This window comes from Paenibacillus caseinilyticus (assembly GCF_027533645.1).
In the GTDB taxonomy this organism is placed as follows: Bacteria; Bacillota; Bacilli; order Paenibacillales; family NBRC-103111; genus Paenibacillus_G; species Paenibacillus_G caseinilyticus.
Genome location: NZ_JAQAGY010000014.1, coordinates 87627 through 112099 on the forward strand (window position 1 = coordinate 87627; position 24473 = coordinate 112099).

At 58.3% G+C, this 24473-nt stretch carries 22 protein-coding genes; 18 read left to right on the forward strand and 4 right to left on the reverse strand.

Annotated elements, in window-relative coordinates:
* Window positions 1-43: 43 nt before the first annotated feature.
* Window positions 44-1576: an NAD(P)H-hydrate dehydratase gene (locus O9H32_RS20205; RefSeq protein ID WP_269867940.1), complete on the forward strand. Its 1533-nt coding sequence runs from the start codon at window positions 44-46 to the stop codon at window positions 1574-1576.
* Between the two features lie 128 nt (window positions 1577-1704).
* Complete coding sequence (locus O9H32_RS20210; protein WP_269867941.1) at window positions 1705-3072, forward strand: Stk1 family PASTA domain-containing Ser/Thr kinase; 1368 nt, start codon at window positions 1705-1707, stop codon at window positions 3070-3072.
* Window positions 3073-3367: 295 nt separating this feature from the next.
* On the opposite strand, the gene xerS is transcribed toward O9H32_RS20210, so the two are convergent.
* Window positions 3368-4447 carry a tyrosine recombinase XerS gene (gene xerS / locus O9H32_RS20215; protein ID WP_269867942.1) on the reverse strand — a complete coding sequence of 360 codons (1080 nt, stop codon included), beginning with the start codon at window positions 4445-4447 and terminating at the stop codon, window positions 3368-3370.
* Between the two features lie 341 nt (window positions 4448-4788).
* On the opposite strand from xerS, the gene O9H32_RS20220 reads away from it, so the two are divergent.
* The 4 genes from O9H32_RS20220 to O9H32_RS20235 all read left to right on the forward strand — a co-directional run bounded on the left by O9H32_RS20220 (window position 4789) and on the right by O9H32_RS20235 (window position 8765).
* Window positions 4789-5793 (forward strand): LacI family DNA-binding transcriptional regulator, encoded by a 1005-nt coding sequence (locus O9H32_RS20220; protein ID WP_269867943.1) that lies wholly within the window; start codon window positions 4789-4791, stop codon window positions 5791-5793.
* Between the two features lie 634 nt (window positions 5794-6427).
* On the forward strand, window positions 6428-7597 hold the full coding sequence (locus tag O9H32_RS20225) for an FAD-dependent oxidoreductase (RefSeq protein ID WP_269867944.1): 1170 nt from the start codon (window positions 6428-6430) through the stop codon (window positions 7595-7597).
* Window positions 7598-7647: 50 nt separating this feature from the next.
* Window positions 7648-8325 (forward strand): TetR/AcrR family transcriptional regulator, encoded by a 678-nt coding sequence (locus tag O9H32_RS20230; RefSeq protein ID WP_269867945.1) that lies wholly within the window; start codon window positions 7648-7650, stop codon window positions 8323-8325.
* 116 nt (window positions 8326-8441) lie between these two features.
* Complete coding sequence (locus O9H32_RS20235) at window positions 8442-8765, forward strand: hypothetical protein (protein WP_269867946.1); 324 nt, start codon at window positions 8442-8444, stop codon at window positions 8763-8765.
* A 440-nt stretch (window positions 8766-9205) separates the two neighbouring features.
* Here the strand turns inward: O9H32_RS20235 and O9H32_RS20240 are convergent, their stop codons facing one another.
* On the reverse strand, window positions 9206-10294 hold the full coding sequence (locus tag O9H32_RS20240) for a citrate synthase/methylcitrate synthase (RefSeq protein ID WP_269867947.1): 1089 nt from the start codon (window positions 10292-10294) through the stop codon (window positions 9206-9208).
* Window positions 10295-10444: 150 nt separating this feature from the next.
* Between O9H32_RS20240 and O9H32_RS20245 the strand changes: the two genes are divergently transcribed.
* The 5 genes from O9H32_RS20245 to O9H32_RS20265 all read left to right on the forward strand — a co-directional run bounded on the left by O9H32_RS20245 (window position 10445) and on the right by O9H32_RS20265 (window position 16497).
* Window positions 10445-11347 carry an NAD(P)/FAD-dependent oxidoreductase gene (locus O9H32_RS20245; RefSeq protein WP_269867948.1) on the forward strand — a complete coding sequence of 301 codons (903 nt, stop codon included), beginning with the start codon at window positions 10445-10447 and terminating at the stop codon, window positions 11345-11347.
* Between the two features lie 190 nt (window positions 11348-11537).
* Window positions 11538-12578 carry a LacI family DNA-binding transcriptional regulator gene (locus tag O9H32_RS20250; protein ID WP_269867949.1) on the forward strand — a complete coding sequence of 347 codons (1041 nt, stop codon included), beginning with the start codon at window positions 11538-11540 and terminating at the stop codon, window positions 12576-12578.
* Window positions 12579-12811: 233 nt separating this feature from the next.
* Window positions 12812-14239 carry an ABC transporter substrate-binding protein gene (locus tag O9H32_RS20255; RefSeq protein ID WP_269867950.1) on the forward strand — a complete coding sequence of 476 codons (1428 nt, stop codon included), beginning with the start codon at window positions 12812-12814 and terminating at the stop codon, window positions 14237-14239.
* Window positions 14240-14251: 12 nt separating this feature from the next.
* Entirely contained in the window at window positions 14252-15373 is a 1122-nt protein-coding gene (locus tag O9H32_RS20260) for a carbohydrate ABC transporter permease (protein WP_269867951.1), read from the forward strand.
* Window positions 15373-16497 carry a carbohydrate ABC transporter permease gene (locus O9H32_RS20265; protein ID WP_269867952.1) on the forward strand — a complete coding sequence of 375 codons (1125 nt, stop codon included), beginning with the start codon at window positions 15373-15375 and terminating at the stop codon, window positions 16495-16497. The genes O9H32_RS20260 and O9H32_RS20265 overlap by 1 nt, the downstream gene beginning before the upstream one ends.
* Window positions 16498-16669: 172 nt before the next feature.
* On the opposite strand, the gene O9H32_RS20270 is transcribed toward O9H32_RS20265, so the two are convergent.
* Window positions 16670-17128 carry a c-type cytochrome gene (locus O9H32_RS20270; protein WP_269867953.1) on the reverse strand — a complete coding sequence of 153 codons (459 nt, stop codon included), beginning with the start codon at window positions 17126-17128 and terminating at the stop codon, window positions 16670-16672.
* Window positions 17125-17382 carry a hypothetical protein gene (locus O9H32_RS20275; RefSeq protein WP_269867954.1) on the reverse strand — a complete coding sequence of 86 codons (258 nt, stop codon included), beginning with the start codon at window positions 17380-17382 and terminating at the stop codon, window positions 17125-17127. The genes O9H32_RS20270 and O9H32_RS20275 overlap by 4 nt, the downstream gene beginning before the upstream one ends.
* Before the next feature lie 145 nt (window positions 17383-17527).
* Between O9H32_RS20275 and O9H32_RS20280 the strand changes: the two genes are divergently transcribed.
* The 7 genes from O9H32_RS20280 to O9H32_RS20310 all read left to right on the forward strand — a co-directional run bounded on the left by O9H32_RS20280 (window position 17528) and on the right by O9H32_RS20310 (window position 24318).
* Window positions 17528-18838, forward strand: a complete 1311-nt coding sequence (locus O9H32_RS20280; RefSeq protein WP_269867955.1) for an ABC transporter substrate-binding protein — start codon at window positions 17528-17530, stop codon at window positions 18836-18838.
* 603 nt (window positions 18839-19441) lie between these two features.
* Window positions 19442-19972, forward strand: coding sequence for a DUF420 domain-containing protein (locus O9H32_RS20285; RefSeq protein WP_269867956.1), 531 nt, complete (start codon window positions 19442-19444; stop codon window positions 19970-19972).
* Window positions 19973-20100: 128 nt separating this feature from the next.
* On the forward strand, window positions 20101-20793 hold the full coding sequence (locus O9H32_RS20290; RefSeq protein ID WP_269867957.1) for a class I SAM-dependent methyltransferase: 693 nt from the start codon (window positions 20101-20103) through the stop codon (window positions 20791-20793).
* Between the two features lie 121 nt (window positions 20794-20914).
* Entirely contained in the window at window positions 20915-21103 is a 189-nt protein-coding gene (locus O9H32_RS20295) for a hypothetical protein (RefSeq protein ID WP_269867958.1), read from the forward strand.
* A 213-nt stretch (window positions 21104-21316) separates the two neighbouring features.
* Window positions 21317-21841, forward strand: coding sequence for a sigma-70 family RNA polymerase sigma factor (locus O9H32_RS20300; protein ID WP_269867959.1), 525 nt, complete (start codon window positions 21317-21319; stop codon window positions 21839-21841).
* Window positions 21828-23294, forward strand: coding sequence for a DUF4179 domain-containing protein (locus O9H32_RS20305; protein ID WP_269867960.1), 1467 nt, complete (start codon window positions 21828-21830; stop codon window positions 23292-23294). Before O9H32_RS20300 ends, O9H32_RS20305 begins: the two co-directional genes overlap by 14 nt.
* Window positions 23295-23535: 241 nt before the next feature.
* Entirely contained in the window at window positions 23536-24318 is a 783-nt protein-coding gene (locus tag O9H32_RS20310; protein WP_269867961.1) for an SGNH/GDSL hydrolase family protein, read from the forward strand.
* Window positions 24319-24473: the final 155 nt, after the last annotated feature.

Below are 24473 nucleotides of genomic sequence, written 5' to 3' on the forward strand. Positions count from 1 at the left end.
ATGTTATAATAAAAGGAACCAATACGCGAGGGAGTGGGTCAGCGTGTACATCGTCACGGCGGAGCAGATGAGGCGGATCGACCGGGAAACGATAGAGAACATCGGTATTCCGGCTCTTGTGCTCATGGAGAATGCGGGACGTGCGGTTGCGGAAGAGATCGTGCGGAGGTGGGGGGAACCCCGCCGTGCGCTGCGGATTCTTGTGCTGGTCGGCAAAGGCAACAACGGAGGAGACGGTATGGTCGCCGCCCGCCACCTCGAGGGGATGGGCCACCGGGCGGTTCTCTTCTGTGCGGACGATCCGGCACAGTATAAGGGCGAGGCTGCCGTGCAGTATGCCATCGCGAACAACCTCGGGCTTGAAGTGCTGAGCTTCGCTGCCGGGGACCGTCCCGACTTCAGTTCTTACGATCTGGCGGTGGACGCGCTGCTCGGGACCGGCAGCACCGGCGCGCCCAGAGGCGCGTACGCCCTGCTGATCGAACAGGCGAACGCCAGCGGTCTGCCCCTTGCGGCGATCGATGTGCCAAGCGGGCTGGATGCGGATACGGGAGCGGTGTATGAGCCCTGCATCCGTGCCAAGGCGACGGTTGCCTTGGCGTTCTCCAAAATCGGGCTGGAGCAGCATCCCGGGGCGGAATATGCCGGCGAAGTTGTCGTGCGCGACATCGGGATTCCACAGGTAGCGGCGGAGCGGGCCGGTGTGCGGACTTACCGCGCCGAAGAGCCGCTGCTCTCGGAGCGTCTGGGTTATGCGAAGTACCGCAGCCGGCGGCCTGATTCGCATAAGGGGACGTACGGCCATGTCTTGGTGGCTGCCGGGAGCTGGCCGATGAGCGGAGCCGGGCTCCTCTCTGCTACGGCCGCTCTGCGGGCCGGCAGCGGACTGGTGACTTGGGCGCTGCCCGAGCGGCTCGTCGGACCGATGACCGGCCGGCTGCCGGAGGCGATGCTGCGTGGGCTCGAAGACGGCGGACTCGGCGAGTGGAGCGCAGTGGATCCGCTCGCTCTCACGAAGCTGGCTGAAGACAAGGATGCGCTACTGTTCGGGCCGGGCGCAGGGCGGTGGGTGGCAGACGGTTCCTTCCTGCGCACCCTATGGGAGCAGACCAAGTGTCCGCTGGTTCTTGATGCGGATGCGCTGAATATGATGGGAGAGGGAGGCCCCACCGCTTGGCCGAAGCGCGAGGGGGCTGTTGTGCTTACCCCGCATCCCGGGGAGATGGCCAGGCTTCTGGGCGTCTCCGCCGCGGACGTGCAGCGGGACCGGGTGCGTACGGCTGCCGAATTCGCTGTCCGCTGCGGTGTTACGGTCGTCTTGAAAGGGACGAGGACCGTGACCGCCGATCCTTCGGGCGACGTATACGTGAACACGACGGGCAACCCGGGGATGGCTACCGGTGGAACGGGCGACGTACTGGCGGGCATCATCGCCTCTTTGCTCGCTCAGGGCTATCACGGAACACAGGCGGCCGCGCTGGGTGTCTATCTGCATGGAGCGGCGGGAGACCGGGCGTCGTCGGCCCGTTATCACGAGGCCTCGCTGGCCGCGGGAGATATTCCGGAATTCTTGTGAATGATTGGCTCCATTCAATATTAATGTGATAAACTATCAAGGGGCTGAATGATCGCGGTGACCTCCCAAAAGGCGAACGGCCTTCGAACAGTATGGGAAGGAATCCGCGTTAGAAGGAGGGGTACATCATGGAGAAGCCTGAATCGTTCCGCTCGCGCTATGTGCTCGGACAGCCGATCCTCCCCATGATCAGCGGTATGCTGTACGGCGGCAAGGATTTGTCCCTGCACAGGGAAGTGCTCCTGTATGTCGTGGATAGCGCCGATGATTCGTTACGACAAGCTGCAATGGCGAGACTTCAGGAAGTCGCTCCGCTGAGCGACAACCGTTTTTTGCATATGCTCGATGTGGGGATGGAGAAGCCTTATCTCTTCGCCGTCCTGAAGACGTTCGACGGAAGGCCGTTGATCGAATCGCTCCCGGGGCATGGGCTCACGGACCGGGAGATTCTAAGCGGTGTATTCGAACTGGGGCGGGGCCTGCAGGATGCGATGGAAGAAGGGGTATCCGGGTACGCAGTCGATGCCGCCAATGTGTGGCTGTGTGACGACGGCCGCTTGAAGATTATCAATTACTGGGACAAAGGCCAGGACAGTAAAAAAGGGGCCCAGGGCCTGGCACGGCTCCTGCTGCAGCTCTTGACCCGCAAGGAGGAGCCGGAGCTCGGCCCTCCAGGGGAGAGGGCGCTGCGGGCGTCGCTCTCCAGCCTGAATGCCGTACAGCAGGCGGAGCTCATCGCCATGCTGCGCCGGACCGCCGTACGCCAGGAGACGCTGTCTTCGCTGGTTGTGCATCTGGGTCTTCTGGTGAAATCCCCGGAGGCGCTCTCGTCCCGGGCTTCCTTGCATGAGACGCCGGTCTACGAGACGGTGGAAGCCGTGAGGGCCGAGCTGGGAAGGCGGGAGGCGCCGCCGCGGCATGTTCCTCCTCCGTCCTCTGCTCCTGCGGCATTCCCGCCGGAGCCGGACGAAGAAGAGGAGGAGGCCCCCGCGCCGAAGCGGGCCTGGAAGACCGGGCTGAAGCTGCTGCTCGGCGCCGCGCTGGTGTTAACCGCGGGGACGGCTGTCTTCGTCTGGCTCGTGAATGAGGCGCCTTCGCTGCCCGGCATGCCGGGCAAGCAGGAGTCGGCTGCTCCGGCGCCGGATACTGGCGCTGCCGTGCCTTCGGCGCCGCCTGCAACGTCTGTGCCGGCCGGGCCCGACAAGGGCAGCGGTAAAGCGCCGGAGAAGCCGGCGGAGCCTCCCGATAAGTCGTCCGAGGGCGAGGGGGCGGCGCTCGAGGGAGGTTCGGTCGAGACGCCGAACCTCATCGGGCTCCAGCAGGCGGACGCGGAGGCGAAGGCCGATAAGATCGCCAAGGAGACCGGTCTCGGCTATGCCTTCTACCGGAAGCCGAGCGAAGAGCCGGCGGGCACGGTATTCGACCAGACGCCGAAGCCCGGCGAAGCGGCACCTCGTGGTACCAAGGTGATTTTTTATATCAGCCGGGGGCCTTAGGAAGGATCTGCGGATGAGCAGAACGCGGAAATCTTGGAGAGAGACAGCACAAAAAGCCCCGCGAATGATCGGGGCCTGAGTGCCGGGACCGGGCTGCACGGGTTTCCGGCACTTTTATCTTTGTCCATTTACATGCGTGACCGAAGGGATCGGCCTGTGAGCTTCTATGCTGCAGGCTTTTTCTTGCGCCCGGTTAAGCTGCCGCCGGTAGGCTTGATTGCGGGGCGGACGGCGTAAGTCTGCGTACACCGCTCCACTGGGCGCCGAGCACGTCCCCATCTTACCTTGCGCTCCCTTACTCGGCGGCTTTGTCGATCGCCTCGGCCATCGTTTTGTCGGTGAGGTGGGCGTAGATCTGGGTCGTCTCCGGAGAGGCGTGACCGAGCTGCTCCTGGGTCTTGTACAGGTCGTTCCGCAGGTAATAGTCGGTCGCGAACGAGTGCCGGAGCTTGTGCACGGAGAGATACGGCTTGCCGAACCGCTTGGCGTATTTGATCACCATCTCCTGGATGGCCCGCTTGGTCATCCGCTCGCCTTCTTTTTTGCCGTTCGCTACGGCGAGGAAGAGAGCTTTCTCGCGTTTGGGCGCCTTATATTGGAGCGAGCGCAGCTCCAGGTAAGCCGTGAGCGCTTCGGTTGCTTCGTGGCGGAAGTACACGGGGGTTTTGAACGTGTCGTCGTTCTTGCCCTTGCGGTACACATAGGTCAGCTTCTTCTTCAGGTCGATATCCTCCACATTCAGGTTCACTACCTCCGACACCCGCAGACCCGAATTCAAGATGAGCGAGACGATACAGACGTCACGGATCTTGTTGATCTCGTAGGAGTAGAGCGCCTGCTTGTTCTTCGCGACATCCAGGGGGTATCCGGTCTGGATGTATTCGATGAATTCAAGAATCTCCACTTCCTGCAGCAGCTTACCCTCCAGCTTCGCGGCGGTATCCTTCGGCTTGTGCGTGCGCTTGATCTCCACCTTGGCCATGACGTTGCGTTTCAAGAGAGGATAGAAGTTCTCGTCCTCGGCGATCTGGCTCAAATAATGGAACAGCGAGCGCAGCGAGGAGAGCTTGCGGGAGATTGTAGTCCGGCTGTTGGCATGCTCCTTGCGGGTGGCGAGGAACATCTTGAAGTTGTCGATGGAATCCATATGCAGCCGTTCGAGATCCTGGAGCGGGATTTCCCGGATGGAGGAGGCTGACGTCAGCCCTTCGGCGAGCAGCCAGGAGAAGAACGTATCATAATCCCGCACATATTCGAGCAGGGAGGAGGGGGAGAGATCCGGCAGCTTGTAGCCGATGAATTTCTCGACGTACCAGGGCATAGAGGGGACTCTCTTGTCGAGCTCCTGACGGTCCTTGATCTTAATGATGTTCATTAGGGCTTCACCTCGTTCGTTCGACGTTACGGCTCGTCCGTAGTTCCCTTCGGAGAAGGGATATTCCTTATTGTACCATAAGGGGAGGCTGGATTCGAAAAGGGGAGGGCGGATTCGAGAGGCAGCCGGCGCTAACTTCGATAAACTGCAAGCGCTAACTTCGATAGACAGCAGAGCGGGGAAGGAGGGGGCCTCCCATCTTTAATCCAAATTGAAAAGATGAATATAAGCACTTGACTCTCTTTCTCTCATATCGAAGGAAACTTTCGGCCAACCTGGATTGAATTCGATTTCAATACCGGATTATAATGGTAGCATCAGAGGCTGGGGAGGCGCATACCGTGGATAAAAAAATTGTCGATGTGGCGAAGCATGCCGGCGTATCCCCGGCGACGGTGTCACGCGTACTGAACGAGAGCAGCCATGTATCCGATACCACACGCCGCAGGGTGCTTGAGGCCGTCCGCGAGCTCGGCTACCACCCGAATGCATCGGCTAAGAATCTGCGCTCCCAGAAGACAATGACGATCGGGGTGAGCGTGGGGGATATCAACACGAGCTATTTCGCCGCGATAATCAAGGGCGTGCAGCAGGCCGCAGCGGAGCGGAGGTACAAAGTGCTGATCTGCGATATCGAGAACCGTAAGGAAAAGGAGAGCGAGTATCTGGACTTGCTCCGCAACCGTACGGTCGATGGCATGGTGCTCGTGCAGCCCATGACCCCGCTTCAGGAACTGGAGGCGCTTGCGGACAACGGATACGAGCTTGCTGTAGTGGGGAGGTACGTCGAGCATCCCGGAATCCCCTGCGCCTACACGGATAACGTGGAGTTCTCCCGCCGGGTCGTCACCCATCTCATCGAAGGCGGGCACCGCAGCGTTGCGTTCATCAGCGGCGCACCGGAAGCGGTGGACAGCTACGAACGGCTCGAAGGCTATTTGAAGGCGCTGCGGGAGCAGGGTATTCCATTCCGCCCCGGGATGGTAGAGCATGGCGGCTGGAACGAACATGGAGGGTACGAAGCCGTGAACCGGCTGCTGGACGGCAGCGTTGGCTTCAGCGCCCTCTATACCGCCAACGACGAGATGGCCCTGGGCGTATACCGGGCCTGCAGGGAACGCGGGCTGCGCATTCCGCAGGATCTGGCGGTAGTCGGCGTAGACGACAACCGGGTGTCCCGCTACCTGTCGCCCGCGCTCAGCACGGTCAGCCAGCCGAACTTCGAGCTGGGCGCCTCGGCGGCACGGCGTCTGCTCTCGCAGATGAACGGGGAACGGGAAGGGGACCCCCGCTCGATCCAGCTGCCTTCCGAACTGGTGGTCCGCGAGTCGTCCCACCGGGCATAAGGGAAGGGAACCATCCGCCCGGTGCTCCGGCGCTGCGCCGGGAGAGTGGGGGCGTTTCTTCCCGGGCAGAGCGGCTGCTCGGCAGCGGATCGGCCGGGACAAGGGAGAGGAGCGGCTCCCGGATTGACCCAGCCTTAGAAATGGAAGGGTGACGAGCGGGGCGAGCGTCCAGCGCCCAGCGCCTGCTGCCGTGCGCCACCTCCTTGAAGCCCCCCCCAAGAGAGCCATCCAGCCCAAGATCACGGCTGGATGGCTCTCTTGGGGGATCATGCTTGTAAGGTCTGAAATCGATTCCACTCGGCATCTTATACAACAGCTTGGAATCGATTTCAGGCCCTACTTATACGGAAAATGAATTCTTTATATTAATATACTTGTTATCGTGCTTTGTCAATCGCTAGCTCAACTCCATCTTGATTTCTAGCTCATTCACTAGCTCAAAGCTCCTTAGTTTTTTCTGTCCTATCCTATCATCGAAGCGGACAGCAGGGGCAAATACGTAACTTAACGAACAGTGTACTTTACGAACAATGTTCGTTATGATATAACGTAAGTAGCTTCTAATGAGTCGCAAGTGCTTTTCGAGCAGCACGGTCATGAACATACGAATAATAACTTGAAGGAGATGGAACTCATGACAACAAACCATGAACACAAACGCATCGCTATCATAGGGGCAGGCCCCGGAGGCCTGACTCTGGCCCTCATTTTGCAGCGGTACGGCATTCAGGCCGTCGTATACGAAAGGGAGCTGCATGATGCTAACCGGGAGAGAGGGGGATCTCTCGATATCCATGAAGAATCCGGACAAAGGGCAATCAAGGAAGCAGGACTCTACGAGAAATTCGAGCAGATTGCCCGCTATGAGGGCGAGGACTTCCGCCTCATGGATAAAACCGGTACAATCTATATGGATGAGACTGTGGAGCCTGATGTGAAGGGGGGCCGGCCTGAAATCGACCGTGGCGTCCTGTCGGAGCTGCTGATGGATGCGCTTGATCTCAGCTGCATCGAATACGGTTATAAGCTGGAAAAAGCCGTTTCGCTCCAAAATGGAATGACGGAGCTTTATTTTGAGAACGGCCGCACGGATATCGTCGATCTTCTGGTTGGCGCCGATGGTGCGTTCTCCCGCGTCCGTTCTCTTCTGACGGATATCCAGCCGGAATACAGCGGTATTACCTTTATAGAGCTCAACATACTTGATGCGGCGAAGAAGCATCCGGACTTGGCCGAGTGGAACAGCCGCGGCAAAATGTTTGCCTTGGACGACCATAAGGGAATTCTCGGGCAGTTGAACGGGGATGGCCGCATCAAAGCATATCTGAGTTTGGAGGCCGGGCGCGACTGGCTGGAGCACAGCGGCATTCCCTTCGACGAGCCGGCAGAGGCCAAGCGCCGTCTGATGGAGCTGTACAGCGACTGGAACGATTCGCTGAAAAAGTATATCCGCTATGCGGAAGACACAGTTCTTCCACGGCGGATCTACATGCTTCCCATCGGCTTCAAGTGGAATCGGAATCCCGGGGTGACGCTCATCGGAGATGCCGCTCATGTCATGTCCCCTTTTGCGGGCGAGGGTGTGAACATGGCCATGCTGGATGCTGCCGAGCTGGCGCTGGCCATCGTCGATCACGGCGTGACGCCCAAGGCGGTTCAGGTTTATGAAGAGAAGATGTATGCATACTCGGAGGAAAAGGCACGGGAATCGTATGACAGCCTCAAGCTATGCTTCGGCGACCATGCCGCGGCCCGGATGAGGGATCTCATGAATCATTTCGAGGAGATGCACAACCAGAAGTAGAGTAAGCGGAGTAGGCACTATGATTCCAAGCATGTTAGAAGGGGAATAGGATGAACTCGAACCGAACGATAATCAGCCGCCGAGCCCGGCCGGCCAAGGAACCGCTGAGCCGTGAGCTCATCGTCAAGACCGCTTATGGGCTGCTGAAGGAGGAAGGCATGCAGGGAATGAGCATGCGCAGAGTGGCCAAAGCCCTGGATACAGGACCCTCCTCCCTGTATGTGTATGTCAAGAATCTTCAGGAACTGAACGCCTACGTGATGGATTACGGGCTTAGTCAAGTGGTATGGCCCGCTCCCGGGGAGGGCACATGGAAGGAAGACTTATTCAAAGCGATGGATGCCTACCTCCTGCTGCTGTACGAGATGCCGGGCCTCGCCGAGCTGTCGCTCACCACGATTCCGATGGGTCCCCATGCGCTCAGGTTGACCGAGTACCTGCTGGGCAGGCTGCATGAGGGGGGGATCACATCCGCGTCTGCGGCTTGGGGGGTAGACCTGTTCTTGTTCTATGTCTCCTCCGTGGCATTCGAGAAAGCTTCTTGGAACAAGAACGGGACCGATCAGATGTCGGTCATCCAGGCGGCCTACAAGTCCGCCGACCCGCTCCAGTATCCACTGATCGCGAACTTGAAGGAGGAGATGTTCTCCGGAGACACCGAATCCAAGGAACGGTTCCGCTGGGGGCTCGAAGTGATCCTGCAGGGCATCTTAAGGACGCGGGTATAGTTTAATACAACAGCGGCTGTCTAGGGCTTTCATTTGTCGTCCATGGTGCCGCTGTTTTCATTCCATTCACGGGTGGTTTGCCAGCTGCAGAGGTTTAAGGGAGTGAGGGAGACAACATGACGATGGAAGAGGGGACGTTACCCCTGCTGCACATCGGCTTTGGGACTGTGATAGCCTTGTGTGCCTTCGTTTTTATTGTGCTGTGGAGAAGAACCAGGCTGGGCAGTTATATTTGGTTTCTTGCGAACCTGGTATTTCTGGTTATCGGATACTTCTTTGCGGTGGATGTCCTGAAGGGGAATCCTGATGTCCATCATGTGATGAGATCGGAAGAGAACTCATGGTCGATTGGGCTGGCCGGCGTGTCGTGGGCATTATCCGTCTTCTGTATGCTGATTGGAGTATGCGAGATTACGAACCGCTTGGACAGAGACCGTTAGGAGTATTCTGCAACGACAATAAGCGCCGCTACGGCGCTTATTGTCGTTGGCAGGGTACGTGATCAGTGGATAACGTGAATTTCTTTGTTTCAAGGGAAATCAGTACAATACATTACATAAAATTTATTATGTAAACAATAATCGGGAGTCTACTGACAATAAAGAAACCGTAGATAAATGCGAAGACAATAAATTTAATATCAATATACTTGTTTACAAATCTTCATTCTAGAGCTAATTTATCTCTTTCCAGATCCTGCCCCGGTTAACAGGTAGCATAGGCTGAACTTAGTCGCGAATATCATGTAAGAAGGGGTTAGTCTGCGAAGCTGTATTCAGCCATTCTTTTTGCGGTAAGGAAGGGGGACGCGACCGGCGGCCGAGCGAGGCTGGGATGCCGCCCGGCCGGTACGGTACGGGTCATTTATTTGGAACATGATTCAGTCAGGCAATACGCCTGTATAACGAGATTGGGGGCGGTAAATTCGGTTATGCTGTGCCTGCTCGAGCACATGGGCGGTCCAGCCGACGATCCGGGCGGCCGTAAATGTCGGCGTGAACAGTTCGGAAGGCATGTTGACGGCTCGCATGACGGCTGCCGCGTAGAACTCGACATTCGTGTACAGCCGGCGGCCGGGCTTATATTCGGCAAGAAGCCGGATGGCCGTTTGCTCGGCGGCACCCGCGAGATCGAGCCAGGGATCGCCGCCCGCCACGCCGGTACAGACCTCCCGGAGCGCCTCCGCTCTAGGGTCCCGGGTCTTGTAGACGCGGTGCCCGAAGCCCATGAGTCGTTCGCCGCGCTCCAGCAGCGCCCTTAGGACGGGTTCAGCCCGGTCTGCCGTGCCGATCTCATCCAGCAGATGGAGCACGCCGGAGGGGGCGCCGCCGTGCAGAGGTCCTTTCATGGCGCCGATCGCAGCGCCTACGGCCGAATACATATCCGACTCCGTAGAGGAGACGACCCGCGCGGCGAAGGTCGAGGCATTGAGGCCATGCTCCATGGCCAATATCATATAGGCGGTCATTGCCCGCACGTGGGCCTCCGAGGCCGGGCGCCCGAACAACAGGCGAAGATAGTGGGAGACATGACCTTCCTCCTGCTCGGTGAAGTTCCAGGGCGTGCCGGCGCTCCGGTGATGGCGGTAGGCAATGATGACCGGGAGCAGGGCGGTGATCCGCAAGGCCTGCTCCCGCGTCGGAGGCCAGGCGGGCTCTGAGCCGGAGAGGGCGGAGACGGCGGACTGCAGGACGCTCATCATAGGAGCCTGCGGCGGCATGGCACCCAGCAGGCTGCTCAGTTCAGGGGTGAGCCGGCGCTGGCGGGCCAGCTCGAGGGTGAATTCCCGGAGCTCGGCGGGGGAAGGCAGCGTGCCGTGCCAGAGCAAGTAGGCAGCCTCCTCGAAAGAGCGGTGGACGGCGAGTTCTTTGGCCCAGTGGCCCCGATACACGAGATGTCCCTCTGTACCATCCACCAGGGAGATATTGGTTTCTGCGGCTACAATGCCTTCCAATCCTTTGGCTATCATATCCAGCGCCTCCTATGTGTTGGGTGTAGTTGGAATTCCTTGGAATGTATCGTACCACGGTGATTCAATAAACAAAACATCATATATTAGTTCATATATATAGAAATATTTTATCTATTCGAGGCAACCCGCGGTACAAAGGAGGAAGCGATGGTATACGATTGCGCGGTAATCGGCGGCGGTCCCGCCGGCTTGAATGCGGCATTGGTGCTTGGAAGAGCGCGCAGGTCTGTCGCTTTACTGGACGATAACCGGCCCAGGAATGCGGTGAGCAGGGAAACTCATGGTTTCCTGACCCGCGACGGTATCCGCCCCTCGGAGTTTCGGCGTCTGGCACGAGAGGAGCTGGCCGGGTATCCTTCGGTTGCCATGGCAGCCGGGAGGGTGGTTCACGTCAGACGCTTCCCGCAGGCCTTGGAGCTGGCCTTGGACAACGGGAGCTGGCTGCAGGCCAAGACGCTGATCCTGGCCGCAGGCTTCAAGGAAACACTGCCCGACATTCCCGGAGTCCATGACTTCTATGGTCGGAGCTTGTTCAATTGTCCCTATTGCGACGGTTGGGAGCTCAGGGATAAAGCCCTCGTACTGGTCTCGGACGGGCCGCAGCTGACCTACATGGCAAAGCTGCTGTACAACTGGAGCCGGGATCTGCTGCTGTGTACCCAGGGAGGGGCAGGGGTGGCGCCAGCGGATCGGCAAGCATTGGAGGCCAAAGGGCTCCGGATCGAGACCCGGCGGATCTCCCGCTTCTCGGGCACGGATGGAGCACTGGAGCGTGTGGAGTTTGAAGATGGCACGTGGGTTCGGCGGGATGGCGGATTCGTCCGGACGCGCTGGACACAGGCGGTTCCTTTTGGCGCGGAGCTCGGCTGCCGTATGAACGGACAGGGAGGGATTCTTGCGGACGCCTTCGGACGGACCAGTGTTCCCGGTGTCTATGCGGCAGGAGATGCGGCTGCGGCTGGCCCTTCCCAGCTGATCATCGCGGCTGCGGCCGGAAGCCGTGCTGCGATGGGGGTGAACCTGCAGCTGACAGAAGAGGCATTTCGGTAAAGTGTTCCGCTAAGGGTTCCAAACAAGGGGAGAGCGGCTGGGCATTCCGTACGAGAATGCTCCTCCAAGGCTGCTGCGGACGAGATGTCCATTTTATTCTTGTCAAAGTAAGCGTTACCATTTATAATCAGATTATCTTGAAAAGGTTTTCAAACGAAACGCTAAAACTCAGCCCAAGGAAAAATACGCCATGAAACCTACCATCAGGGATGTTGCCAAATTAGCAGGTGTCTCGATATCTACTGTATCGAGAGTGATGAACGCTCCGGAATCGGTCGCGGAAGGAAAGCGGGAGAAGGTGCTTCAGGCGATTGAACGGCTGCAGTACCTCCCGAACGCTTTTGCCCGGGGATTGATCAACAAGAAGTCGCATACGCTCGGCGTGCTCATCCCGGATATCCGCAACCCGTACTATGCCGGCGTGATCCGGGGGATGGAGGATGCGGCCAAAGCGCTCGGGTACAGCATTGTGATCTGCAACACCGACCGGGACAAGACGCGGCTGATCTCGTATCTCGAGAATTTCAACGAGAAGCAGGTGGACGGAATCCTGTTCACTTCGGAGACGGTGTATCCGGATTATTATATGGAGATCCGGAGGTTCCGGCTGCCTGTCGTCCTCGTGTCCACGCATTCGCTCGAGTACGAGCTGGCATCGGTGAAGATCAACGACGAAGAAGCGGCTTACGATGCGGTCTCGCATTTGATCGGGCTGGGCCACCGGAACATTGGGATGATCTCGCTTCCGCTGAGCGATACGATCGCCGGTCTGCCGCGGTACCAAGGCTTCATGCGCGCGATGCGGGAGCATGGACTGCCTCATGACAGCGGGCAGGTCGTCTGCGCAGAGCACTGGTACGATGAGGCGCACAGTGCGGCCAGCCGGCTGTTCGGGCAGGCGCCGGGGCTTACGGCGGTCTTCGCGGCTTCCGACGAGTTCGCGATGGGCGTGCTCTCCTACCTGCACGAGAGGGGACTGAAGGTCCCTGGGCAGGTGTCCGTTATCGGGTTCGACAACATCCGGATGGCGCAGATGACGATTCCTAAGCTTACGACCGTCGCGCAGCCCGTATACAAGCTTGGTTATACGGGGGTGGAGAAGCTGCATGAGCTGATCGAGCACGGCAGGGTGCAGCCGCTGCGGGAGTATCTGCCCCACGAACTGATCATCCGGTCTTCCACCGCCCCGGTTCGGGAGCGCGGGGAAACGCCTCCTTTCCTCCCGCTCTGAAAAGCTTTTCAGAGAAGGCCGATCTTGTGGGATATGAACTCTATACAGGGCAGGTGAACCTCCATGGTTTCAATTAAGTTCATTAATAATTAATGATGCGAATTAAATACGGATAGACATGAACTCACTTCGGCACAGCCCATAGAATGCATCGTTCACTGCTTTTTTTGTAACCGCATTCAAATGCTAATCCTGCATTCGGCGTAAGCCGCATACGAAAGGGGAACTCTCCGATGTCCAAACGCTTAGGGAAAAAAAGCATGTCCGCCGTCTCCGTCCTTCTTGCTTCTTCGATGCTCATGACCGCCTGCGGCGGCAACGCACCGGCAGCAGAACCGGCTGGCGGAACCACCGCACCGGCCGCCAAGGATACGCAGCCTGCGAAGACTGACCCGGCCGCGGCTCCCGCTCCTGCTGCAGGGTCTACGGAGTACGACCAAGCGCTCGCCGGCAAATACAAGGGCACCAAGGTTACGATGTTCGGGCCGTTCACGGACGCCGACCAGGTGAAGTTCGAGACGAGCATCAAGGAATTCGAGAGCAAGACGGGCATCGATATCCAGTATGAAGGCTCGAAGGAGTTCGAGGCGACGATCTCGATCCGGGTGGACGGCGGCAATGCGCCGGACATCGCCGACTTCCCGCAGCCGGGCCTGCTCGGCTCGTTCGCGAAGAAGGGCAAAGTCATCGATGTGAACAAGGTCATGGACGCAGGCGCGCTGAAGAAGAATTACAACGCCTCCTGGATCGATATGGCGACGATGGACGGCCCGAGCGGCAAGATCATGGCGGGCATCTGGAACCGCAGCAACGTGAAGAGCCTCGTGTGGTATCCGAAGAAGCAGTTCGATGAAGCGGGGTACAAGGTGCCCAAGACGTGGGACGAGATGATCGCGCTCTCCCAGCAGATTGCCAAGGACGGCGATAAGGCGTGGAATATCGGCATCGAGAGCGGCGCGGCGACGGGGTGGGCGGCAACGGACTGGATCGAGGACATCATGCTGCGGACGACGACCCCGGAGAACTACGACAAGTGGGTGAAAGGGGATCTGCCGTTCACTTCGCCGGAAGTGAAGAAAGCTGTCGAGAAGATGGGCGAGATCTGGTTGAACGATGAATTCGTGTACGGCGGACGCAAGTCAATCGTGACCACCTCCTTCGGCGACGCGCCGAAGTCAATGTTCTCGAACCCGGCGAAGTCGTGGCTCCACCGCCAAGGTAACTTTATTACGAGCTTCTTCCCGAACACGGCCAAAGCGGGCGTCGACTACGACTGGTTCTACCTGCCGCCGATCGATCCGCAGTACGGCAATCCGGTGCTCGTCGCCGGCGACATCTACGCGATGTTCAACGACCGTCCGGAAGTGCGCGCGGTGCTGCAGTTCTTCACGAAGGGCGAATCGATCAAGACATGGGTGCAGTCCGGCGGCGTCATCGCGCCGATGAACGATGCGGCCCTCGATTGGTACTCCACGGACGTCGACCGCCGCATGGCGAAGCTTGTGCAGGACGCGAAGACGCTCCGCTTCGACGGCTCCGACCTGATGCCGGGCTCTGTAGGCGCAGGCACGTTCTGGAAAGGCATGACGGATTATGTCAGCGGTACGGTTGACCTGGACGGCGCGCTGAACGAGATTCAAGCGGGCTGGAACAAAAAGTAAGGGGGAGGTTCCATGAACCCCGTCATTCCCGGGCCTGCGAAGGCCTCATCCACCGGCAAGGAGCAGGGGGCGCCGTCCTTCGGACGGCTGCTCCTGCTCACCCTCGGCGTCCCGCTCCTGAACGGCGCCGTCCATTACGGGATCTTCCAATATTTTCGCACGGCTTCGATCCATCCGGTGCTCTATACGCTGCTCGCCGTCCTATGGGGCGTCGCCGGGATCTACCTGCTCTTCCTCTCCTTCAACTGGGTGGTGGAGCAGTACGGCGACCGCGTCCGGCAGAAGGTCCAGCCGTTCGTATTCATCGGCCCGGCCCTAGCGCTGCTCGGCTGGCTGCTCCTCCTGCCGACGCTGCGGACGCTTTACTTAAGCTTCCTCGATGCGGGCTCGGAGAACTTCGTGGGCCTCGCCAACTATGCGGCGGTGTTCACGAACCGGCTGCTGCTCGTCGCACTGCGCAACAACCTGCTGTGGGTCGTCTTCGGGACCGCCGCCTGTGTCGGCCTCGGCCTGCTGATCGCCATCCTCGCGGACCGCAGCTCCTTCGAGCGGACAGCCAAAGCGATCGTATTCATGCCGATGGCGATTTCCTTCGTCGCGGCGGGCGTCATCTGGAAGTTCATCTACTATTACCAGCCGGAGCAGGAGCAGATCGGCCTGCTGAACGCCATCGTCGTGTATTTCGGCGGGGAGCCGATGGCTTGGACCTCGATGCTGCAGCCGTGGAACAATTTGTTCCTCGTAGCCATCCTCGTGTGGATGCAGACCGGCTTCGCGATGGTCATCTTCTCCGCGGCGATCAAGAGCATCCCGGAGGATCTGCTGGAAGCGGCCCGGGTGGACGGGGCGGGGGAAGTGCGTATCTTCTTCCGCATCATGATCCCGTACATCTCGAGCACGCTGCTGGCGGTGACGACGACGATCATCGTGTTCACGCTGAAGATTTTTGACGTGGTCATGGTGATGACCGGCGGGCAGTACGACACGGAAGTCGTCGCGACGCAGTTCTACCGGCAGTTCTTCATGTACCGCAACTTCGGATACGGCTCGACGCTGGCGATTGTGCTGCTGCTGGCGGTCATCCCGGTGATCTGGTTTAATCTCAGGCAGTTCCGGAAGGAGGGAGGGTTATAATGGCAAGTGCAGCTACGGGGCTTCCGCGCAAGCGCAAATCCGGAGTCCGCAAAGGGGGCTCCAAATGGCTGATCAACGCCGTGCTTGGGGTGATCTGTCTGATCTGGCTCATTCCGACCGTCGGACTGCTCGTCTCCTCCTTCCGGCCGGCGGCGGACATTCTTCAGTCGGGGTGGTGGAAGGTGCTGCCCCACAAGGATTGGTCCACGGCGGAGACCCTTACGCTGTCCAAGGACACGGATCTGCGGGGCCCCATCGAAGTGCTCGGTGTCACCTACACCGACGAACAGCTTCGGGCCGGTGTGCTGGCCGGGGAGCGCAGGCTGATCTGGGAGAACCGGCGCGCCCGTACCGTGAATGTGCAGACGCCATCCTGGACGGCCGGTGCGCAGTTCACCACCGATAACTACAAGAATGTGCTGACGGGCAAAGAGTACGTCATTACCATGGGGGATGGCAGCACCCAGACGGAGAAAGGCACGGATCTCAGCCGCGCCTTCCTCAACACCTTCACGGTGGCGGTACCGGCCACGGTCATTCCGGTGCTCATCGCCTCGTTCGCGGCTTACGGCTTCGCCTGGCTGAAGTTCCCCGGGCGCCGCACGCTGTTCGTCGTCGTGATCGCCCTGCTCGTCGTCCCGATCCAGGTGGCGCTCATCCCGATCATGAAGGATTTTACGGGCCTCGGGCTCAACGGCTCCTTCCTCGGCATCTGGATTGCCCATACGGGGTTCGGCCTGCCGCTGGCAACCTACTTTATGTTCAACTACATCTCGCAGCTGCCCAAGGACCTCTTCGAGTCGGCGTTCATGGACGGGGCTTCGAACTTCACGATCTTCACGAAACTCGTGCTGCCGCTGTCGGTGCCTGCGATTGCCTCCATCGGGATCTTCCAGTTCCTGTGGGTGTGGAACGATTATCTCGTGTCGCTGATCTTCATCGGCTCCCAGCCGGATGTGCAGGTGCTCTCGATGCGGATCGCCGATATGGTCGGATCGCGGGGCAACGATTGGCATCTGCTGACCGCCGCCGCCTTCGTCTCCATGCTGATGCCGCTGGCCGTGTTCTTCGGCCTTCAGAAATATTTTGTCCGCGGCCTGCTGGGCGGCTCGGTCAAAGGCTGAGTCCTGGCTGTACGATGGCATGCTCGAACAAAAGAACAGGCCCAGCACGCTGCACGCTCGCTGCAAGGCCCCACAAAAAAACGGCTTCCCCTGGCTCTCTCGGAGCGGGGCGAGCCGTTTTTTTTGCTGATTGCTGCAGGAAAGCCGCGGGCGTTGTCCGCCGGCCTTCCGCTTACTTCTTCGCCGCGAGCCAATCCGCCAGCGCGTTGATCTCTTCCGGTTTCAGGATTTCCTTAAAAGCCATCATCCCGTTGCCGCCGTTCGTGATCTGCGCGGTAATCTGCTCCTTCGAGCGCCGGGCTCCGACCTTCGTCAGGTTGGTGTTCCCGCCCATCGCGCCTTCGAGATTCGCTCCGTGACAGGAGATGCAGCGCGATTTGTAGACGGCCTGGGCATCGACCGTACCGCCTGCTGCCGTCCCGCCGCCAGCCGTCCCGCCTGTGTTGCCTCCGGCCGTCCCGCCGTTTTCGGTACCGCCTGTCCCGGTATTACCGGTATTCTCGGGTTTGCCGGTATTGGTGTTGTTCTCTGTATTGCCTGTCGCATTATTTTTCTCTTTGTTTCCTCCGCAGGCCGTGAGAGCGGCGAGCAGTACCAATGAGCATGCGACCAGTATGCATTGTTTTTTCATCTTGGTTCCACCCCCTGACTTCTGAATGTTCTTCCGTTTCTTAATATGCGCCCATACATTGCCAAGAATGCATGGCCGGTATCTTTTTGGATGTTGTTTTTTTGATCCGTGCCAACAATATACTTGTTCTCATCCTTATAAATTTCCATTCCTGTCTGCTGTATCTTGATTCTCTGGTTATGAAGAGACACAGCTTTCTGTACCTCGATGGGATAAACCTCTGTTTTTTTAACAAAAAACACGGCTATTTTCATTACCTCGGGCGTGTCCGGGAGGGATAATAAGCATGTCAGGAGTTCCCAAGGGAAGAGGAGAGGACAAAAAGAAATGAATACAGAGACAGGTAGAGAGAAAAGTAAGGAACTTGGGACGGCGGCTGCCGGACCAAAAGGAAGAGCGATGAAAAAAACAATCCCCCTGCTGGTATCCGCAGCTCTGCTGCTCACATCGGCGTGTGCTTCGGGATCCGGAGACACGGCGCCCGCTTCCGGGACGGCCGGCGGGGCGTCCGGCGAACAGGTCAAGCTGCGCATAGCATGGTGGGGCGGCCAGGCCCGGCATGATTATACCCTGAAGGTCATAGAGCTCTATCAGCAAAAGAACCCGAATGTGAAGATCGAGGCCGAATATGCGACCTTCGACGACTATTGGAAGAAGCTGGCCCCGCAGGCAGCGGCCAATCAGCTGCCGGATATCGTTCAGATGGATATTTCGTACTTGTCCCAGTATGCTGGGCGGGGGCAGCTCGCGGATCTGACCTCTTACACCAAGGACGGCACGCTGGACGTCTCGTCGATCTCTCCGAATGCGTTGTCGGGCGGCGAAGTCGGCGGCAAGCTCATGGCGATGAACCTTGGGGTCAATGCGCTCATGACCATGTATGATCCGGAGCTCATGAAGAAGGTCGGCGTGACACCGCCGGCGAAGAACTGGACATGGGATGATTTCACGGCGATCGGCGAGAAGGCAAAAGCCGGCGGCAAGATGATCGGGGGCTTCGCGTTCCGTCATGATGTGTTCTTCCCGTATTACCTGAGGTCACTAGGACAGCAAATGTTCAACGGGGACGGCTCTGCGCTCGGTTACGCCGACGACAAGCCGTTCATCGATTACTTCACCCAATATCAGAAATGGTACGACGCCGGCTACCTGCTCCCGCTGGACAAAGAAGCGCAGAAGAAAGGGACGGCCGAGGAAGACGAGGTGCTGCTCGGCAACGCCCTGTGGACCAACGGCTGGTCCAACCAGTTCCTGGCGGTGGCCAACCTCGCGAAGACGCCGCTTGAGCTGCACCCGCTCCCGGGGCCGAACGGGAATAAGGGCTTGTTCCTGAAGCCGAGCATGTACTTTGCGGTGACGAATTCTTCGAAGCAGAAGGCCGAAGCTGCCAAGTTCATCTCCTTCTTCGTGAACGATATCGAAGCGAACAAGCTGATTAAGGGCGACCGCGGCGTGCCTGTATCCTCCAAGGTCAAGGAAGCGCTGAAGCCGCTGCTCACGCCGAACGAGACCAAGATCTTCGATTATATCGCGTGGGCGGAGAACAACTCCTCGCCGATGGATCCGCCGAGCCCGGTAGGCGCTGTGGAGATCGAGAAGCTGCTGCGGGATACGAGCGAGCAGATCATGTATAAGAAGCTGAGTGTGGAGACGGCGGCCGCCAAGTTCCGCAAGGAAGCGAACGCGATACTGGCGAAGAACAAGAAGTAGTCAAGACTCAGGCCGTACTCACCCGAGCGGCAAGCGGGGTATAGCCTGAATGGCAGAGCGGGAGATTCCGGAGCAGCGGAGCTCCCGCTTTGTTGTTCGCAGCATCTTTTGCCGCATTATCTCTATTGGGAGTGCGCTATCCGTTGCAGATGCTGCCAATCCTTCTATGGGAATTGCTGTGGGTTACTGTGGATAGGGAACATACGTTTGTGTATAGCGCTGCGAAGCATCCGGGCCGATGTCCGAGGACATAGTACCCGCGCAAGCCCTCAAGCTTGAAGGGCAATAAGCCGGAAAGTCCGCACAGGTGCAGGCTTTCCGGCTTATTGCGCAGGTAAATGCACAGGTAACTCGATTGTGGGAGAATCCGTCCGTGCCCGCTGTATCTGATCTCTTCTGCTGAATCTTGCAGGGCATACGAACTCACGTTCCTATCCCGGGTAATTGCGGAGGTGCGGGCTGCCGCAGGAAGGTCACAGAACGTTCACGGCCGGTGTCCCCGGAGGGGGCTGCGGTAATCCGCTGCCTTGACTTCGCTGCGCGGCATTGCTTATGATCGAAGCACAAACCCATTACAATCCCGCAAAGGAGCCGCTGTACCCTATGAAGCCAACTTCTTCGTTCAATTATGTCCCCTGGGTCGTGGGGCTCTCCATCGGCATCAATGCCCTGGTCATCCTGCTCTTGTTCCTGCCGAACATCGACCCGGCCGAGGGCTTCAACCTGCTGCTGCTTCCGCTGTTCAACGCCGTGATGAACTCCTTCACGTTCGTCTTCCTGCTCGCGGCGCTGTTCCTGATCCTGCGGAAGAATGTCGTGTGGCACCGCCGGTTCATCTATGCGGCCTTTACGACGACGGCCTTGTTCCTGGTCTCGTATCTGGCCTATCACGGGATGGCGCCATCCACCTCTTACGGCGGTGTCGGGGCGATGCGCCCGGTATACTATTTCATCCTGATCACGCATATTGTTCTGGCGGCGGCGATCGTTCCGCTGGCACTGCTCACCTTTGCAAGGGGGATTACGAACCAGGTGGACAAGCACCGCCGGATCGCCCGCTGGACGATGCCGCTCTGGCTGTACGTGAGCCTCACCGGCGTTATTGTGTATCTCATGATCAAACCTTATTATTAGAAGCGAAACGCACCCGGGGGACAGAAGCGGAAGATCATGTACTTGGTGGTCGGACGTTCGGCGGGTGCGTTTCTTTTTTTGGCGATCGCGCGGGAAAGCGGAGCTTGCACAAAAGAGGGGGAGATCTGGTGAACGATGAGGAGTACGCGGCGGCCGGTTCGTTCGGCGGCTCTTGGTGGGACGCCTACTGCGGATTCTTCTCGGATGAGGCACTGTGGGATCAGGGCAGCCGCAGGCACCTGTTGAAGTTTGTCCGGAATTTTGCGGGAGAGCCTGCCGGAAGAACGCTGCTGGATGTCGGGTGCGGCCCGGGTCTTGGGGTGCGCCGCTATGCCGCCATGGGATTTCGGGCGGGCGGTGTGGATCTCTCGCCGGCTATGGTGGAAGCGGCTCAGGCGTCCGGGTTGGATGTCCGCTTGGCGGACGGGGGCTCGCTGCCTTTTGAGAGCGGGAGCTTCGCGGTTACGACAGCCTGTACGGTGGTCGAATGGGTGAAGCGTCCGCTGGCCCTGCTTGACGAGATGAAGCGGGTGACGGCGCCGGGAGGCGCTGTGATCGTAGCCTGTCTCGGTCCCCGGACCCTGCCGCATGAAGATGCCTACCGCCGCCTGCGCGGGGAGCCGACGAATTATAACATGCTCCTGCCTGTGGAGCTTCACCGGATGCTGGACGAACTCGGGCTGCCTGTCGGATCCATGACCGGGGTGCGGCATCCGGAGGTTCCGGCAGAGCTGTATGCGCAGATGGACTGGGTGACCCGCTCCTATTGCAGCACGCTGTGGATCGCCGGTGCCCGGGTAAGGGAAGGTGAGCCAGGGTAGCGGGAGACTGTCCGCTGTCTTGGCAGGGCTCGGAAGATTCTGGAGTGAGCCTGCCTCTGTGCGGCCATACTATATGGGAATGACAGCCCGTATACTTAACCGCGAAGGAGGAATCACCGGTATGACGGACCACCCCAAGGGACACGTGGAGTTCCACCCGCCGGCCGTAAGGCTTGCGGCCGATTTGCCTGGAGACGAAGACATGCGGGAGCATCTCGAGGAGACGATGGCCAGCGACGGCTATCCGGGCTCTTGTGCCGTGATCGGCACGCAGGGACTAGCGCAGACGGAGCAGGAATCGGATCAATGATGCAGGAAGAATGACTTTTTGCGTCTACCGGAATGTAGGAAGTGGAAGTGGAAGGCGCAAGGAGAAGCCACCGAATGCACGGGTTTGCCCCGTTGCGGTGGTTTTTTTGCGTTAGATCATTACTGGCATCAAATTTGCTGGAAACAAATACCGGATTAACCAAAACCGTTTTGGCCGCTTCTCCGTCTAATGTACGAAAGGGAGTGGCAATGCATGTCCTCTGAGGAGACGGTTCGCGCTGCGCAGCGGGGCGACGACGATGCGTTCTACTCGCTGGTTAGCGATCAGAAGGAGCAGCTGTACCGCATCGCGTACGCCTACCTAAGGAGTGAGCCCGAGGCGCTGGAAGCGATCCAGGAAGTGACATGCCGGGCTTATTTGAAGCTGCCGAGGCTTAGGGAACCGAAGTATTTTGCCACGTGGCTGACCCGGATCCTGATCCATTATTGTATCGACGAGCGCAAACGCAGGCGCAGGGTGCTTCCCGTACCGCATACCCGCGAGGAGGCTGCGGCCGCTGATGCGCCCGACGATAGAATCCGCATGGAGCAAGCTGTAGAGCGGCTGAAGCCGAAGCTGCGGCATGTCATCGTGCTGAAATATTATCAGGATATGACGCTGTCAGAGATTGCCTCTTTGCTGGAGCGGCCGGAAGGCACGGTGAAGTCCTGGCTCCACCAAGCTTTGAAGGAGCTTCGCAGAACGGTTGGGGAGGAAGAGGGATATGACTATGCATGACCGCGGAGAATCCGAGGTAGAGGCGATCCTGGAGCAGTCCGGCTTACGGCACAAGGGCTTGCAGCTGCCGCAGGAGGAGCAGCTGAGCCTGCGGATTCGAATCGGTATCGACGAGGGGAAGCGGGAGAAGCGGAAGCTGGCGGTTCGCCGCAAACGGTGGATAGGCTGCGCTGCAGCGGCATGCCTTGTATTCCTGCTCTTCAGTGCCGGTATCCGGGTCTCGCCTGTGTTCGCTTCTGCGCTGCGGGAGATCCCCGGCCTAAGCGTGTTCGTCCGGCTGGTACAGGAGACATCCGACCAGGGGGTTCAGCTAGCTGTGGCTAATGAGTATATACAGCCGATCGGCGCCTCGGATGAGAAGGAAGGATTGACGTTCACGGTAGATGCGATCTCGGCCGATGACGCCCGGCTGGTGGTGTTCTATTCCGTCCGGAGTGCAGTTAACGATCAGGGGGTCGCTCTGACCGAACCGGAGGTGATGGACAGCTCCGGCCGCCATCTGCAAGCCAGTTGGTCGTGGGGCCAGCCTCAGCGGCTGGAGGGTGCGGGGGAATCGGATGAAGAGGGCGTGCAGCGCGGTACACTGGATATCCGGATGGCAGAGGGGGTTCCCATGCCGGCGGAGGTGCGGCTGCGCGTGCAGGTCGCAGCCCTCCCCGAGGAGCATTCTCCGGCGTACAGCACCCTGGGTGGTCCGGATGGCGAACCGGTGGAGATGGGCGCAGCCTTCAAGATCGACCGCAGCCGGTTCGAGACCTTGAAACGGGAGCTGGACATTCACCGGACCCTATTAATGGAAGGCCAGCGGATCGAAGTAGTGAAAGCGACCGTTTCGCCCTTGCGGATTAACGTCCAATTCCGGTATGACGAAGCGAACTCGAAGCAGGTTTTTGATCAGGTCGATATGCGGCTGACGGACGACACCGGGCACGTCTGGCAATCGATTGGCGGGTCGGAAGATTCGAAGGATGGAGATACCGTCACGTTCGAAAGCTCCTATTATCACAAACCGAAGGCGTTGTATCTGGAAGGCTCCATGTTCCGGGCCCTGGATAAGGACGACATGTCCATTGTGATCAACACCGAGACGCAGGAAGTGCTGAAGGCTCCGGATCAGAAGATGGTGCTAGGGGGTATCAGCAAAGAAGAGGACGGCGGGCTTCTGAAGATGACGCTGCGGCTGAAAGGCATCGCCGCGGATGATCATCTGGTAGGGTATAACCTCTTTGACGGATCGGGGTTCACGGATGCGCAGGGGCGAGAATTCCCGATGGGGCATCCGGATCCGAAGAACACGATAACCGGTATGTATAGCGATGATGTACAGACTAGGTTCTATTATATTGCTGACAAGCCCTATGTCCAGCCGCTGTCTTTCCATGTGGGCGGATATCCAGCCTATATTCGGGAGCCGTATCGTCTTCAAATTTTTACAAGTGAAGCCAACGAATAAATAGCAGCCATAGTCTCGAAAGTCTCGCAGTAAAGAACACCGTCACTTCGCTTTTCCGGCCGTTTAGGGAAAGAGAGCCGGTGTTTTTGTCATTTTTTAGAACGTTCCTGTGTCTCTTGTCCTCCAATAAAGTCGGAATTTGTAATTTTATTTTGCACAAACTGGATGTTTTGTTGTACTATACCCATGGGAGAGCCTGATTCTGATAGAACAGGCAGGAGAGAGAGGAGAGAGTTTAAGAATGTTACCATGGCTTCTCATGTTGATGCTCGTTACAGAACCGAACGGGCAAGCGGGACAAGCAGCCGGGACGATGACACAAATCCAGCAGGCCGCCGCGGCTTGGGGACAGCAGGAGGTGCGGAGATCGGAGCGGGAGGCCGGCTCCCTGTATAATTATTCGAAGCAGCTGGCCAAATCCCGAAAAAAAGTAGTGTTCGGTACCCTGGGCAGCAGCGTAACTGCGGGAGCCGGTTCGTCAGGGCCGGATAAGACCTGGTCCTATCTCGTATATGATCGGCTGACCAAGGATGTGGGGGCGGGCAAATTCAGCTATGAGAATACCGGATTCGGCGGGTATTCCACCAACGGCATAGTAAAGGAAAATAAAGTAAGCGTGGTCGCCAAGCAGAACCTGGATATGATTTTTTTCGAAACATGCCTGATCAATGACTATGGAACCAACGTGCCGATCGATCAAACCAAATCGAATCTCCAAGCGATTGTAAAGCAAATGCAGACGGAAATGCCAAACACCCGGTTGGTGTTGACTTCGGCCAATCCGATCAAAAAAACGTATCCGAACAAAGTAGGGCTTACATACGAAGACTACGTGAATCAAGCCGGTGATTACATTGTACAGAATGGCTGGACCTATTTTGATATTTATCATCCGTTTTTGGAGGAAATGAAAAAATCCAACCTGACAATCAATGACTTGCTGGTTGACGATGCGCATCCGAATGATAAAGGCTACGCGATCTGGGGAAACATTTTAAATGAGTACATATACGGTAAGCGGTAAAAAGAAACACACACAGATGATGCGCAGATGTACATGGTCATGTGCGTTATTGAGAAAAATGGTGAAAACGCATTCCAAAACGGGATGCGTTTTCGTTTTTAAACACACACAGATTCAGCATTTGGAATTCCCGTGAATCAGGATCTGCGCTGGAC